The sequence below is a fragment of the Sporosarcina sp. Y1011 genome (assembly GCF_057669885.1).
Map to the genome: position 1 here is coordinate 27,745 of NZ_JBYHFP010000019.1, position 14,629 is coordinate 42,373.

At 37.3% G+C, this 14,629-nt stretch carries 6 protein-coding genes; 5 read left to right on the forward strand and 1 reads right to left on the reverse strand.

The window, feature by feature from the left end; genetic code table 11:
- The first annotated feature begins 385 nt into the window (after window positions 1–385).
- The 4 genes from pglZ (at window position 386) to AC25Y5_RS16000 (ending at window position 6,345) form a co-directional block, all read left to right on the forward strand.
- Window positions 386–2,938 (forward strand): BREX-1 system phosphatase PglZ type A, encoded by a 2,553-nt coding sequence (pglZ, locus tag AC25Y5_RS15985; protein WP_488141170.1) that lies wholly within the window; start codon window positions 386–388, stop codon window positions 2,936–2,938.
- A gap of 13 nt (window positions 2,939–2,951) precedes the next feature.
- Window positions 2,952–5,009: a protease Lon-related BREX system protein BrxL gene (gene brxL / locus AC25Y5_RS15990; RefSeq protein ID WP_488141171.1), complete on the forward strand. Its 2,058-nt coding sequence runs from the start codon at window positions 2,952–2,954 to the stop codon at window positions 5,007–5,009.
- A 24-nt stretch (window positions 5,010–5,033) separates the two neighbouring features.
- Complete coding sequence (locus tag AC25Y5_RS15995; RefSeq protein ID WP_488141172.1) at window positions 5,034–5,564, forward strand: hypothetical protein; 531 nt, start codon at window positions 5,034–5,036, stop codon at window positions 5,562–5,564.
- A gap of 532 nt (window positions 5,565–6,096) precedes the next feature.
- A complete protein-coding gene (locus tag AC25Y5_RS16000) occupies window positions 6,097–6,345 on the forward strand; it encodes a hypothetical protein (RefSeq protein WP_488141173.1) in 249 nt (82 codons plus the stop codon).
- A gap of 319 nt (window positions 6,346–6,664) precedes the next feature.
- On the opposite strand, the gene AC25Y5_RS16005 is transcribed toward AC25Y5_RS16000, so the two are convergent.
- On the reverse strand, window positions 6,665–11,461 hold the full coding sequence (locus tag AC25Y5_RS16005; RefSeq protein ID WP_488141174.1) for an AAA domain-containing protein: 4,797 nt from the start codon (window positions 11,459–11,461) through the stop codon (window positions 6,665–6,667).
- 750 nt (window positions 11,462–12,211) lie between these two features.
- On the opposite strand from AC25Y5_RS16005, the gene AC25Y5_RS16010 reads away from it, so the two are divergent.
- Complete coding sequence (locus AC25Y5_RS16010) at window positions 12,212–14,617, forward strand: AAA family ATPase (RefSeq protein WP_488141175.1); 2,406 nt, start codon at window positions 12,212–12,214, stop codon at window positions 14,615–14,617.
- Window positions 14,618–14,629 lie beyond the last annotated feature (12 nt).

Consider the following 14,629-nt stretch of genomic DNA (forward strand, 5'->3'; position numbering starts at 1 on the left):
GAGATTATACAATCGTCAAAGAAAGATAAAGTGATTATTAATAAAGGTTCTGCCCGTTCATCTAACTGGATGTTGATGTAAGAATTTTTAAGATGAAGTTTAGATAAAAAAGTAAGTAAAATCATATTTAAAGCAGTTATTCAGCAATCGGGTTCATCTAAAAGTACTGATTTCTAAACTTCATCTAGTTAAAGTTTAGAAAAAAACATCTTCATCGTCCCATTAAAATTGTAGTAAATTAATGTGGACAAATAGGGACAAACTAAAATAGGGTTATACCTTTTTTAAGCTGCACGTAACTTGCAAAAGTGAAAAAAAAGCAAGATACATCGACAAAAGTTGATGTATCTTTACAATATTATGGACTATGAGAGTAGGTGCATACATGAACCTAAGTCAAATTGAAAAGGCTTTGTCAGATATATATGAACGACCATTGGAAAGCGGTGAAAACCGTCATGTTGTTTTCTGGATAGATAAAGATAAGGAATTTGCAGAAGATATCGAGCGATTGGATCTTGGAGATGTGAAAGTCCATACGTTGCACGACCGCAATCAATTTTACACGAAGTATTTGCTTGAGGAACAAGATTGTACTTCTCCTTATCTAATTTATACGACTCAAGAGATGTCAGTTGAAGATAATTGGCTGGCAGATACAGTCCTTTATTCTAAAACGTTTTATGCAGATCGTTTGTCGCTGTTGTTAAATGAGTTAGAAATCAACCATTCATTACGTGCGGTGGTGAAGAAGTATGAACGTTTTTTCAATAGTAGTGAGAGAAGACGAAAATTTTCATCATTTGGACTGCAACCATACACAGAAGCTACGATTGAATTATCCATACTCAGTGCAATTTCCAACGTGAGGACAGCAGATTTTGAAGATGTATTGAGAAAAATCATGATGGAAAGTCTCGATGAAGCAGAGAATAAGTACTTGATTGACTTTGCGAAGTATGATATTGAATCTGTCTTCTGGAACGCAGTACAGAATAAATATGGTTATGAACGCGAAAACCCTACTTTAAAGACGTTGTTCATGCATTTATCTCTGACAGCGTTAAGTCAGTCGATTGATGAAATGTATTTGGAAGACGTGCAAGGATTCATTGCAGAAAGAAATCAAGCAGATGCATTGGTATTTGTGGATCACTGGATGCATCACCGTTCCGACTCTGCTGTTTTTGACGAATTTGCGGAAATGGTTGAACAAGAAGTCAATCTAGCCGGTATTCTTCAAGAGGTTTCTGTTGAAGCTTTTAAAGAAGCTGATGTTTTTCCGTTCATAGACAGGGCAATCATTCTCTATATTTCAAATAGCTTAATGGACCAACTTGAAGATTACGAGAAGTATATGAAGTTAATACGACTGAGAAGGTCGAAGCATCATTATGACAAATACAAAAACGTATATGATGCCCTTTATTATAGTGTAGAGATGCATGCATTCCAAAAAGAGCATGCACAAGGCCTACCACAAGGTCCTGCAATCGATTTATATAAAGCGTATGTGGAGAAATTCCACGTGATGGATACATACTACCGAAAGTTTTACGTTGCGTATGATCAAGGTGAAGCGACTGAGTTACTGAAGAAAATAAAAGAACTCGTTGAGAACTTATATACATCTTGGTATATGGGACAACTGAGCAGCCATTGGTCACAAGCTGTACAGACAGATATGAAAGGCAATTGGTTATTGCCTGGTGTGACGAGTCAGCAAAACTTTTATTCGACATTTGTGAAGCCGCGGATACGTGAAGGTGAACGGATATTCGTTGTTATTTCAGATGCGATGCGGTATGAAGTAGGAATTGAGCTAAAAGAGAAGCTAATTACAGAAACACTTGGTACATGTGAAATTGAGCCGTTACTTGGCGTAGTCCCTTCAGTGACAAAACTCGGAATGGCATCTTTGTTGCCGCATAAAAAAATTGATATTCAAGCAGATGGGCGTGTTTTTGCCGATGACAAAGATACAGCTGGCATTCAAAATCGCAAACAAATTATTGAGGGAGAAGTGGAAGATAGTATTGCCGTTCATTTTCAAGATTTCATAAATACAACGGATAGTGAAGAATTATTCAAAGGGAAAAAGCTTGTTTATATTTACCACAATACGATAGATGCATTTGGAGATAACGCGTCAACTGAAATCAATACATTTAATGGTGTTGAACAGACTTTGGACGAGTTGCTTAAAATTGTGAATTTCATTCGAAACCGCTTGAGCGGCAGTAATATTTTCATCACCGCAGATCACGGGTTCCTCTATCAGCGAGAAGCATTGGAGGAAAGTGATAAGATCCAACGAGAACAGATGGCTTCAATTGAGGTGAAACGTCGCTATATGTTGTCAAAAGAAAAAAGGGACGTTTCAGGACAACTTGCGATTGATTTATCATCAATCATTGAAAATGAACAAAAATTAACAGCGTATGTGCCGAATGCAACAATCAGGTACAAGATACAAGGAACGGGTGTTAATTTTGTTCATGGTGGTGCAAGCTTACAAGAAATAGTTGTGCCTTTACTTACGTTCAAAAATAAACGTCTAGGTCAAAAAGGATCACAAGCGATTACGAAAGTCGACGTTAAGTTGACGAGTACGACAAGGAGAATCACGAATCGTATTTTCCATCTTGATTTCTTCCAAATGGAAAAAGTTGAAGAGAAGACGGCACCTAGAACAGTTCTCATCCATATGGCTGATAGTGAAGGCAATGTATTATCCAATGAAGAGACAATTATCGCAGATCGTTCGAATGATAATTCTGCGGAACGGACCTTCCGTATTCGGTTTGTTTTAAAAACGATAACGTATGACCGTAGTAAAAATTACTACCTTGTAATGAGAGATGCTGAAACGGATGCAGTCACTGATAAACTTGAGTTTGCGATTAGCCTTGCACATACAAGTGAATTTGATTTTTAGAGGAGGGGTATAAGTGGAGGAACATTTGGAAGTTATACCGGCACTTGACTTGGATCGCAAACTGAACGACGTTTTTGCGGGCCGGGTCGTCCGGAAAGATTTAACGAAGCTTATTAAAGAAGGGGCGAATGTGCCCGTCTATGTACTCGAATACCTCCTCGGCATGTATGCAGCAACGGATGATGATGAAAGTATTCGTGAAGGCGTAGAGCGTGTGAAAAAAATTCTATCCGATAACTTTGTCAGACCTGATGAAGCGGAGAAAATTAAGTCACGAATCCGCGAACTTGGTCAGTATTCGATAATTGATAAGGTGACTGTCGCGTTAAACCCGAAATTGGATATATACGAGGCGGAGTTTTCAAATTTGGGATTAAAAGGCGTTCCTGTTGGTTCAAACTTCGTGAAAGAATTTGACAAGCTCTTGGTTGGTGGAATTTGGTGTATGGTGAAAATTGATTACTACTTTGATGAAGAAGCAAAGAACGTCAACCCATTTAGCGTAAGTAGCTTACAGCCCATTCAAATGCCGAATATGGATATGACTGAAATATTTGAAGGTCGAAAGCAGTTTACAAAGAATGAATGGATTGATGTACTGATGCGTTCGACAGGAATGGAGCCTACCCAGCTCGAAGAACGTGTGAAGTGGCATTTGCTATTACGACTCGTCCCGCTTGTTGAAAACAACTACAATATGTGTGAGCTTGGTCCTCGTGGTACTGGAAAATCACATGTTTACAAAGAGCTTTCCCCTAACTCAATCTTAGTATCGGGTGGACAGTCAACAGTGGCGAATCTTTTCTACAATATGACAACACGGAAAGTTGGTCTTGTCGGCATGTGGGATTGTGTGACATTCGATGAGGTCGCGGGGATTCGTTTTAAGGATAAAGATGGGATTCAAATTATGAAGGACTACATGGCTTCAGGATCTTTCGCACGTGGGAAAGAAGAAAAAAATGCGTCTGCTTCCATGGTGTTCGTCGGTAACATAAACCAAAGCGTTGATGTATTGCTGAAGACTTCTCATTTATTCGCCCCCTTCCCAGAGGAGATGTCAAATGATGCGGCATTCTTTGATCGGATGCATTATTATATGCCAGGCTGGGAAATTCCGAAAATGCGACCCGATTTTCTAACGGATAAGTACGGATTTATCGTCGATTATATTGCTGAGTTTTTCCGGGAAATGCGAAAGCGAGCGTTTGGGGATGCAATTGATAAGTATTTTAAGCTAGGTAATAACTTGAATCAGCGGGATACAATAGCTGTTCGGAAGTCGGTTTCTGGAATGCTTAAATTGATTTATCCACATGGAGAATATTCGAAAGAAGATGTTGAAGAAGTACTGGTGTATGCACTTGAAGGACGTCGTCGCGTAAAAGAACAGCTGAAGAAAATTGGGGGCATGGAGTTTTACGATGTCATGTTCTCTTATATTGATAAAGAGACACTAGAAGAACATTATGTATCTGTACCCGAGCAAGGCGGGGGTAAATTGATCCCTGAAGGCATGGGCAGGCCGGGACATGTGTATGTTGCTGGGCATGGTAACTCAGGGATGATAGGTGTTTTCAAGCTTGAGAATGAAGTTGTCAGTGGAACCGGAAAGTTCGATAAATCCGGCGTTAGTTCTAGTCGTGAAGCAAGAGAAAGCCTTGATACTGCGTTCCGCTATTTCACGTCGAATAGTAAAAGCATCAGCAACACAATCCAAACGAAATCGAAGGACTATTTGATGCATATAAGCGACTTGCAAGGGATTGGATTAACCGATCAACTGGGTGTCGCGGAACTAATCGGGCTTTGTTCGGGTGCACTCAACAAGCCTGTTCAAGAGGGGATGGTTGTAATCGGTTCAATGACGGTCGGTGGCACGATTGCCAAAGTGGAAGAGTTTGCGAACACACTTCAAGTATGTGTGGATGCAGGAGCTAAGAAAGTATTGATTCCAGCAGCAGCTGTCATGGACTTACAAACAGTTCCACCAGATTTGTTGGTGAAAGTGCAACCGGTATTTTATTCGGATCCGACTGATGCGGTGTTTAAGGCGTTGGGGGTGAATTAAGATATTTGGAGAGTAGGGATATGAATGAACTGGGTAACCTGGTTACCAATGATTCCTTCTATATTAGCTGCAGTAATTGCAGCAGTTTCAGCTATTCTTGTTGCAAGATATGGTAAGAAGAATAGTAAAGAACTTGAAGAGATTAAGAAGGATTTCAACCAAAATTTGTATATATTTCAAAAGGAACATGATAAAAAGTTTGAAGCCAAAATTGAACTCTGGAATAAATTAGCGGAGTTAGAAGGTTATATTGCCGATTTATGGAGTGACAATGCGCAAAGAAATCGAGGTAGTGCAAAGAAAGCATTAAGAGAAGCTTCGATAAATTTAAGGAGGTCTCAAATTTTTATTGATCATAGTTTATATCTAGAAATAAAAAAGATTTTAGAGATATTTGGTAAATATACAGATGGTAAAGAATCGCTAGATGCACTATATATTAGGGTTAATGATAATTCAATCAATGAGATTATAGAACAAAATCGAAGTTATAAAGACGCTTATGAGAATATGTTAAATAAGCTAAAACATGTAATATTAGATCGTGATTTATAATCTCAAGGTTTAAATCTTAGGTACCTATTCAGTAAATACAATACAATTCTATAATAATACAAAGTAAATCAATATCTATGTAATTTATCTTTATTCTTTGTATTTCGTGAATAGTTTGTCTTAGTGTCTGACACAGATACCTCTATTTAGATTTGTTGGTGTGCAGCCTGTGTTTTATTCGGATCCTGTGGATGCGGTGTTTAAGGCACTAGGAGTTAGTTGAAAAAGGGATGGCGTCTGCCAATCCCTTTTTTAGTAGAAAATATGAGCTTTAATAAGAATAGTTATCTTGGAAATCTTTCAGATGATGAAGCACAGTTGAATAAAAAGCATAATAGACAGGAGGGTATATATTGAGATAACAAATTGATGAATTATCAAGTTAAAGCGTACTAGAGTTACTTACTCTCTATGCCTCATATTCCAATTTTTAAAAAATAATATAAGCATCTTATAAGTACGTGTAGAAACTATATTATAATACCATTACTTATAAAAACTTTTAATATACGATTAATAGGAGAATACATAAATGGAAAAGGAAACTAAATATTTAAAAGGCAGCAGCATAAACTTCTGGCAAAAAACCGATCACGAGATTCATCTTTCTATTCAAAATCCTAATGCTGGAAAAGATGGGCTTATTACCAGCATTGAGCATACTGATAAGCATAATGGAAAACATATGGCTAGGACTCATAATAACCTTTTTAGAGATTTAAAATCCATACTTGTAGAAAATGGGAAGTGGAAAACATTTGGAGAAACAGAAAAGTTATAGAGATCTAAGAGCTTTACAGATTTAGCTCATGTTTAATTTTAGGTAACTGTGTGCGGAACTAATCAGTAAATGCAATGTAATATAATAGCATGTCATTCATGAATTGGAAAATGACTGGGGGATGAATTGAGTGGATTAAGTTGGCTTTGCAGAAGTGTTGTAACCGTCATGGATGATTGTTACACGGGAATTGAAAATTATTGAAAAAATCACCCCCTCCTGCACATAGGCGCAGGAGGGGGTGATTTTTTCGAGGAACATCTCCACAGCTAGGCAGCAGCACTGACTGTATGTTTAGATGATGTCCAACATTTTTTTATTAATTTGTTTTAGCATACCAAGCTGGTATGAAGTCTGTGGTTTTGTTTCCGTTCATCATTCTACTGAAAGTTAAGCCTTTGGTTCGATAGGCGTATAACGTTTCTTGTAGTGCTTTTCCACCCAAAACATAAAGCGTTTTCGATTTATGGCGATTATCGATTACTATTAACCCAAGTTCTTTCATTTCTTCGATTAAAGTTGAGATGTACTCATCACGTGATTTAATTTGTGAATTTTCGGCATGAGTCCCAGTTGTTAGTGCAACTGATTCATCAATTGCGAAAAAAGAAGGCTCCTCAATTTGGTTTTCGTTCGATTGCTGTTTAGTTATACTTGTACTTTTTGCCACTATAGGTGAAGAAGGATGAATTGATGGCTCAATTGGCACCTCAGTTTCACGGGAATCTGTATTTACGGTTGCTGATGTCGACGTTGAAGTAGCCCATTCGTTATACGGTCTAATTTGCATTTCATCAAGTGTAGCCCATAAGCTTTTGAGTGCATTTTCTGGATTATTGTAATATGTGCTACCAAGTACGCGCCAGAATGTCCATCCGGCCCTTTGCAGTAAACGTTCACGTAGGAAATCACGTTCGCGGTCCTCCACGGATGTATGCCAATGGTCACCATCGCATTCCACGACAAGCTTCGATTGTGCGCCTTGTACGACAAGATCCATTCTAAAACCAGCAACTTCATATTGTGGGATGACACGATATCCTTTTGCGACGATTGCATCAAACACATTTTCCTCAAACTTACTCTCGCATTTCTCACGATTTGCTTCCGTTTCCTCTTTTAAAGGATCTGCAATGTACGTGAGAAGTTGGTACCGTAAGCATTCCCGATTGCTGATGTCATTAACAGAGATGGAGTGCATGACCCAAAGCTGATCTTTGGCACGGCTGACTGCTACATTGAAACGTTGTCTAGCTGAATCAGTTGTGAGCGCAGTAAGTCGCGTTTTTCCTTTGGCTGCTACCATCGAAAGGAAAATGATATCACGTTCATCTCCTTGGAATGCATACGCATCACCACAAATGATTTGTCGCTCTTCCATCAATTCTGCACCGAGTTCGACGATTAATTTGTTTTGAATAAGTTTCGCTTGGTTGTTCCCTAGTAGGGAAATCACACCGATTGTCTTACCGTTGTAGTGCGGATTGTCGATACAGTTCCGAATTTCTTTGACTATCTCATCTGCTTCTACCTCATTAGAGGCATTTTGTGAACTACCTTCTCGTACACCATGCGGTAAATACCTTGATACAATCGGTTCCAACCGGTTGGCAGGATATTGTCTTAATGGAATCAATGGACTGTTCGGGTATGAAATGCGATTGGAAAAGCCAATGATCTCAGGCATACATCTAAAATGTTCGCGAAGTGTGATTGTTTCTTTGAACATGATGTAAGCAACATCGAAAAAGGAATTGGACGCATTTAGCGTGTCAGCAAATTCGAACTCGATGGGTTTCAGATATTTGTTATTCAGTTTATTGATGTCTTCTACATTAATACCGACGATGCTTGGGCTGATCTGTTTATCGTCTCCGACAATAATCATTTTCTTCGCTAGGTATTTGAGTAGTAGGGCATCATGCCAAGATTGACTTGCTTCGTCGACAATGACGATGTCAAAAAGACCTGGACGGATTTCGAAGTTTTCGAAAACACGATTTAGCGGCATGATCCAAGCAGGAATGGCATCTTTACACTGTTCCATATGCAGTTGGGCATCTGCAATATAACGAGGGGCATTTTTACCAGTACCTTTACCGATGTTTTTTACGGAACGGGCCCATGCTTTCAAATGTTTTGCCTGGGAATCAGTCATTGTACGCAACATGTTAATCCATGCTTTTGCTGTACCAATTCCAGTGATGGTATCACTGATTTCTATTTCAAGTTGGTCAAATTTAGCTGAAAGAGAGGCTTCGTCTTTCTGTGAAAAATCGTAAATCCAACTTTTCTTTTGTTTCCATTTTCGAGCCTTCTCCCAAATAGCTAACCGTTTTTTCCAAATCAAATCAGTATAGGTGGATTCAAGCTGATTGAAAAGCATTGGGGATGTTGCACCAATCTCGGCTGCAATCATCTTAACTGTATTATCACGATTTTTAATTTGTTGGAAATGTTCATATTGTGCCCAGATGGGTTGTAAGTTTTCCATTTTACGTTCATGCAAACTAGTTATCATCTCTGAATAGAGTGGATGGGATTCTTCAGTAATTACATTTTCGATTGTCGTTATACTGTTACTAATTTGATCGGCTATTTGCGTTAATGTTTTTTTTACTAAAAATAGATCAATATTGACCTGCAATGATTTGGCTAGCTGTTCATTAAAAATATCGGCAGCGAGAGTAGTGAAATCTTCTAATATATTAGATCTCCATTGGTGAATCTTTAGGACCTCATTTAGTTGGGAAAGGACAGTTTCATATTCATTGAGGGCAAGGCTCTCGACAAACGGTTTTTCATCCAGAAGATGGGGAACTATTAATTTTTCAATGTTTTCATATGCATGTTTTGATCGGGCATATGCGTGAATCTTATTTACATCTTCTTGGGATTTGACCAGTAAATTGTTGTACTTTATCAGTTGTAATGTAGGTTTATATTGCTTCACGATTTTTGGCTGAAAAAAGCGGTTGCCAATTTTACCGCCATTAGTAAAATGGCTGGATAGATCTTCTGCCATCTTTTTCAAGGACGCAGTTGAAACTCCTTCAACAGAAATAAGGTTTGGATCAAAATCATCTTTCGTATGATTAATTGTAGTTAAATGTAAGGTCAAGTCCAGTTGGATTTTCTCCCATAAATGTCCCCGATTCTCAAATATATCGCTGATCACTTTTTTAAGTCTGGGATATGTGTTGAAAAGGAGTGGTTTTAACAATTCATCATAATGTAAAAGTGCTGTTTTAAGATTATTTATCTCATCTTGCGATAGATCTGTTAAATGCATTTGGAGTTCAGGGACTATGTTTTCATTCAATAATTCATATTTCGAATTCAGATTGGCTTCTTCTTTCATACAATTAACGATTCCATCTAAATCAACTGTTTGTTCTAGGGAAGGATAATCAAACTGATTATATCCCGTTGGCGTTTCCATATCTGTGTTTTTCAGTTCAATGAAACGGGAAACAAGCTCCTTTTCCTTGACCCAATATGTATCAGGCACTTCATTATTTACAGATGTAGTATACCAGTCAAATAGATCGGCATCCGTGTTCAATTGAATGGCAATCTGTTGCGCAGTACCAGAATAAGGTGGATCAAACGGATGGACATAAGTCTCGGTTTCACGAACTTCATTTAAATCTGTTTTTGTTTTATTCAAATCTTCCTTTAGTTTTTTTAGTGCAGCTTCTTTCTTTTCGACCGTAGAAGCCATTTCAGTTAAATCAAAACGTTCCTTATTGACCGAAATTGTGGAGACGACATTTTCTAGGTCTTTCATCGAAGCAGAATCGCCGCCAAGTAGGCTTACGGAGAGATTTTGTAGTTCACTAGGAAGTTTACTTTTTAATACGCTTAAAGCTTTTGCAGTTTGGCTCGTTATTAACACACGTTGTCCAGTCGCTAGTAAATGCGAAGTTAAATTGGCGATTGTATGTGTTTTACCTGTGCCGGGAGGTCCTTGGACAAGTACGCTGCTCTTATTATTTAATGTTGAAATGATTCTATTTTGTTCTTCGTTGGATGGTAAAGGGAAATAAAATTCCTGTGCCTGACGAAATGCCGGGTCATCTGACTGATTTTTATTTTCAACTTCAGCGGATACTCGTCCGAACATATTGGCCATATTTTCTGGAATGGATGTATCATCCATTTCAATCAGTTGTTCGACAGCCGTCTCACAAGCATATTGAAAACTCTTTTGGGACTTCTTTCTTAAAACGAATGCTGGTGATAAAGAAATGATAGGCCCCTCGGACAAGCGGTTTGGAATTTCTATTGCATTCATATATGTACCACGGGAATCAAGCGCATTAACTATGTTGGTAAGCACAGTATGGAAGTTTGTTTGGATAATATTCTCATCATGATACGAATTCAGTAACGACTTTATATCTTTATAATCGTCTCCGGAAAGACGGTCTTCTACAAGAAGCATATCCTCTTCGAACTCAAAATGAATCCCTTTTGAAGAAGGGATAATCGTCATTTCCGCACGTTCTTTATCGAACTGTAATTCTACCTCGGAGGTAAGTAAATGTCTTTCGACTGTATTTTTGTTATTCTGTTTCCATTGCAAAAGACCCGCACCCACCACAAGTTCAAGTGCCTCTGAATTGTTCTGTAGTTCCTGATGAATTTTATAAAGTCGATCATATAGTAATTGAATGTTGTTCACGCGTTCAAATTCATCCATATATGGAGTCCAGAGATTTCCTAGGAACTTTTTGATTGCATCTTCGATATGTGGAAAATCATTAAGGGAAATCTCTTCTGTAACTTGTTCGTCTTCATCTGTAGTGTCTGATTTGATGGTGATACTTTTATTCACGGAAACTGTTCTACGATTTGAATCGATTATGACCCAATCTTGAATGTCATTCGGGATTAGCGGTAAAGTAGGAAATTCCGGTTTTTTAACATATAGCCAATCATCCGAATCATTTCTGAATTTATCTAGGCATTCTGTCTCTTGCGGTATACGGTCAACCCAAAGCACGTCATCATAATTTTTATAAGAATAGATAGGTTTTTGCTTAAGTTGAGTCAATTCATTAACGTACTGGATAAGATTTGAAACTTTTTGATTTAAAGGGATTGTCCTCATTATGTCACCTCGGGATTTTCTAATGTTCTATGGGGAATTCTATGTAGTACCATGACGATTATACCATTAATTATTCACTTCCGATAATTTGACAAGTTTAGGTAAATATATCCAGCATTATTCCGACAATCAAGAATGTTTCAGATTTTATTATCGCTTCTCATCCCAGTATTTCTCCATTGGTATAAAATATATAAAGGTGATTAAATTCGAGGTTTCTGAAAAAAAATAAAACAATCATTACTGTTTATCATATAGGTAGCCCCACAAAAGAATTATCACTATTTCGCCCAGTTCCCAGAGGAGATGCAAATGGTACAGCATTCTTTGATTGGATGTATCATTACATGCCTAGCTAGGACATCCCTAATATACGCCCGGGTTTTTCACTAAATTTTATGTACCTGTGCGCGGCACTATTCAGTAAATACAATACAAATCTATATTAATACAAAGTAAATCAATGCCTATGCGATTTTTAATCGTTTTTTGTATGACACAGGTACCACTTATTTTAATGAAGTATATAATTCAACTCACTTTTATGAAACTTGCCCACTGCTCTGTTCATTGTTTTTTGGATAGAGCAATTAGGACACTTATTTGTAGGTGGTATAATGAAAGAAGGAATTCGAATTATTATTATAGGTGATGACAGGCACGTCTCATTCTTTGTCTACCTTCTTTCACACAGGCACCTGTTTTTATGTGTTATTCTTTACATAATTGGAAGGGGAATTAATTAAGATTATGAATCGTTTTGTATTATTATCAAATCGGATTTGGGAATTTGAATATTTCGAACGAATGAAAACGTTCTTTTGGTCACGTGGTATGGCGGTACCTGCACCAAATCAAAAAAACGTAAAGATTGACTTAGAGCAAGTAGGGGATGTCATATATTTAGTATCTGGTGCAGGAATTCGTAATCATTGTGTATCTCATTTGAAAGATAAAGTAACATCATCCCCAATGTTGGCTTGGCAGTGTCGTGTAAAGGAGATTGTGGAAAGGCCTACGATCCAATTTTATTATAATCATGGGGTAAAGAAGTCTCGTCTAAATCGAATGACATTGCCATTTGAATACTTTAAAGAAATTCAACACATTGACACGTTAAATGATGAGCCGTTTAGTGAAACCAACCGTACACATATCGAGCAATATGTACAAGCTGGTGAAATACTCAATCGATTGTACGTAGATGGTCAATTAGAATTTGCGATTGGACATGAGAATGAAGAAAAACAGCTATGCTATATATATGATGAGGAAGGAAAATTACGACATGTCAAAATGGATTTTCCAAATGTCGATGTATCTGAAGTTGCAGACATTAAAAAGTTGCGGAAAAAGAAGTATTTTCCAACACTTTTTACTTTCCAACGAATTCAACAAGCTTATATTGAAGCAGGACTAGATACGGAGTTTTTACTTGAACAGATGTCTACTGGAATTTTTAATTCTTATTCAGTGATTGAAATTGAAGAGGAATTATATATTCCGATTCATTATCCAAAGGGGTTACCACAGGGGATTTCTGTACGCTATTTATCACAAAATAGTGGCAATGACTTAGTAGATTTAATAGAAGAAACTGCTAGAACTAAGCGATTTGTAAATTCGGTAAAAGGAAGTGGAAATGCAGTGTCAATTGCAAATAACCAAATTTTATATGGACCTCCAGGGACAGGGAAAACTTATTCTGTCATTCGCAAAGCTGTAGAAATTGTGAATCCATCGCTGGCAAAGGAGTACGCTAAAGTAGAGGAAGAAACAGGTGAAACGAATCGTGAGCAATGGGTAGAAGCATATAAGAAATTTGTTGAACAAAAGCAAATTCACTTTTGTACATTTCATCAGTCTTATACGTACGAAGATTTTGTTGAAGGTTTGAGAAGTGATGAAAAAGGTTCATTTGTTCCTACAGATGGCGTGTTCAAAGAAATTTGCGAAGCAGCAAAGCTATCTACTCTAAAATTGAACACATCTTATGCTTTTGATGAAAATGAAGTAAATTTCTTTAAAATGTCATTAGGTGATAGTAATTTCGATGAAGTTATTTATGATTATTGCTTAGATAATAATGTACTCGCACTTGGTTATGGTGGAGAAGTTGACTATCAAAGTTGTGAGAATGTAATTGATATACGTAACGAATTAGAGCACCAGGATGATGCCGAAGGGCGAAGTAAGTTTGTAGAAGAGGCAGTCCACCGTTTTAAAAATCGTTTAGCGCTAAATGATATCGTTATTGTATCGGATGGTAATTACTATATAAAAGCAATTGGAAAAGTAATGGGAGATTATTATTTTGATAACACAACAGATATTCGCTATAATCATTTCCGAAAAGTGGAATGGTTATATACAGGAGAACGTATTTCGGTAAAGCAGCTATCAACGAAAATATTTTCACAACAATCGATATATGAGTTGAAAAAAGCTAATTTAAACATAGAATTCATTAAACAGCTTCTAAGCAATGAAGATATTGAAATGACGGAACAAAACTATGTGCTAATCATTGATGAAATTAACCGTGGCAATATTTCACGAATCTTTGGTGAGCTAATTACGTTAATAGAAGACGATAAACGATTAGGTGAAGAAAATGAAATTGTCGTAACTCTACCTTATTCAAAAAAACCTTTTGGAGTACCTTCTAACCTCTATATCATCGGAACTATGAATACAGCAGACCGTTCAATTACGTTAATAGATACGGCTCTTCGTCGTCGTTTTGATTTTATTGAAATGATGCCGGATGAAACGATTTTATCAGAAGATGTGGACGGTATTAACGTTCGTAAACTGTTAGAAGTGATTAATAGAAGAATTGAATACTTATATGACCGTGACCATCAAATAGGACATGCCTTTTTCTTAGGAAAAGAACTATCAGTGGATTCTATTATCCAAACGATTCAAAAGAAAATTATTCCCCTCCTCCAAGAGTACTTTTATGATGACTGGGAAAAGATAGCGATTGTTTTAGGTGGAGCAGGAGAAGTAGGTCAAACAGATGCATTCATCCATTCGTATACAATTCATCCAACTGATCTATTTAAAGAAACGACACTTCGTTTAAAAGAACGTACAAAATATGTAATTAATCCAACTCCTTCAAAAGAGGCGTTACTTCGCGTTTATTAAGGAGTGAATGGT

Excerpts from the sequence above, each read along its gene's own strand:
- pglZ (WP_488141170.1), top strand. The coding sequence starts at position 386 with ATGAACCTAAGTCAAATTGAAAAGGCTTTGTCAGATATATATGAACGA.
- AC25Y5_RS15995 (WP_488141172.1), top strand. The coding sequence starts at position 5,034 with ATGAACTGGGTAACCTGGTTACCAATGATTCCTTCTATATTAGCTGCA.
- AC25Y5_RS16000 (WP_488141173.1), top strand. The coding sequence starts at position 6,097 with ATGGAAAAGGAAACTAAATATTTAAAAGGCAGCAGCATAAACTTCTGG.
- AC25Y5_RS16005 (WP_488141174.1), bottom strand. The coding sequence starts at position 11,461 with ATGAGGACAATCCCTTTAAATCAAAAAGTTTCAAATCTTATCCAGTAC.
- AC25Y5_RS16010 (WP_488141175.1), top strand. The coding sequence starts at position 12,212 with ATGAATCGTTTTGTATTATTATCAAATCGGATTTGGGAATTTGAATAT.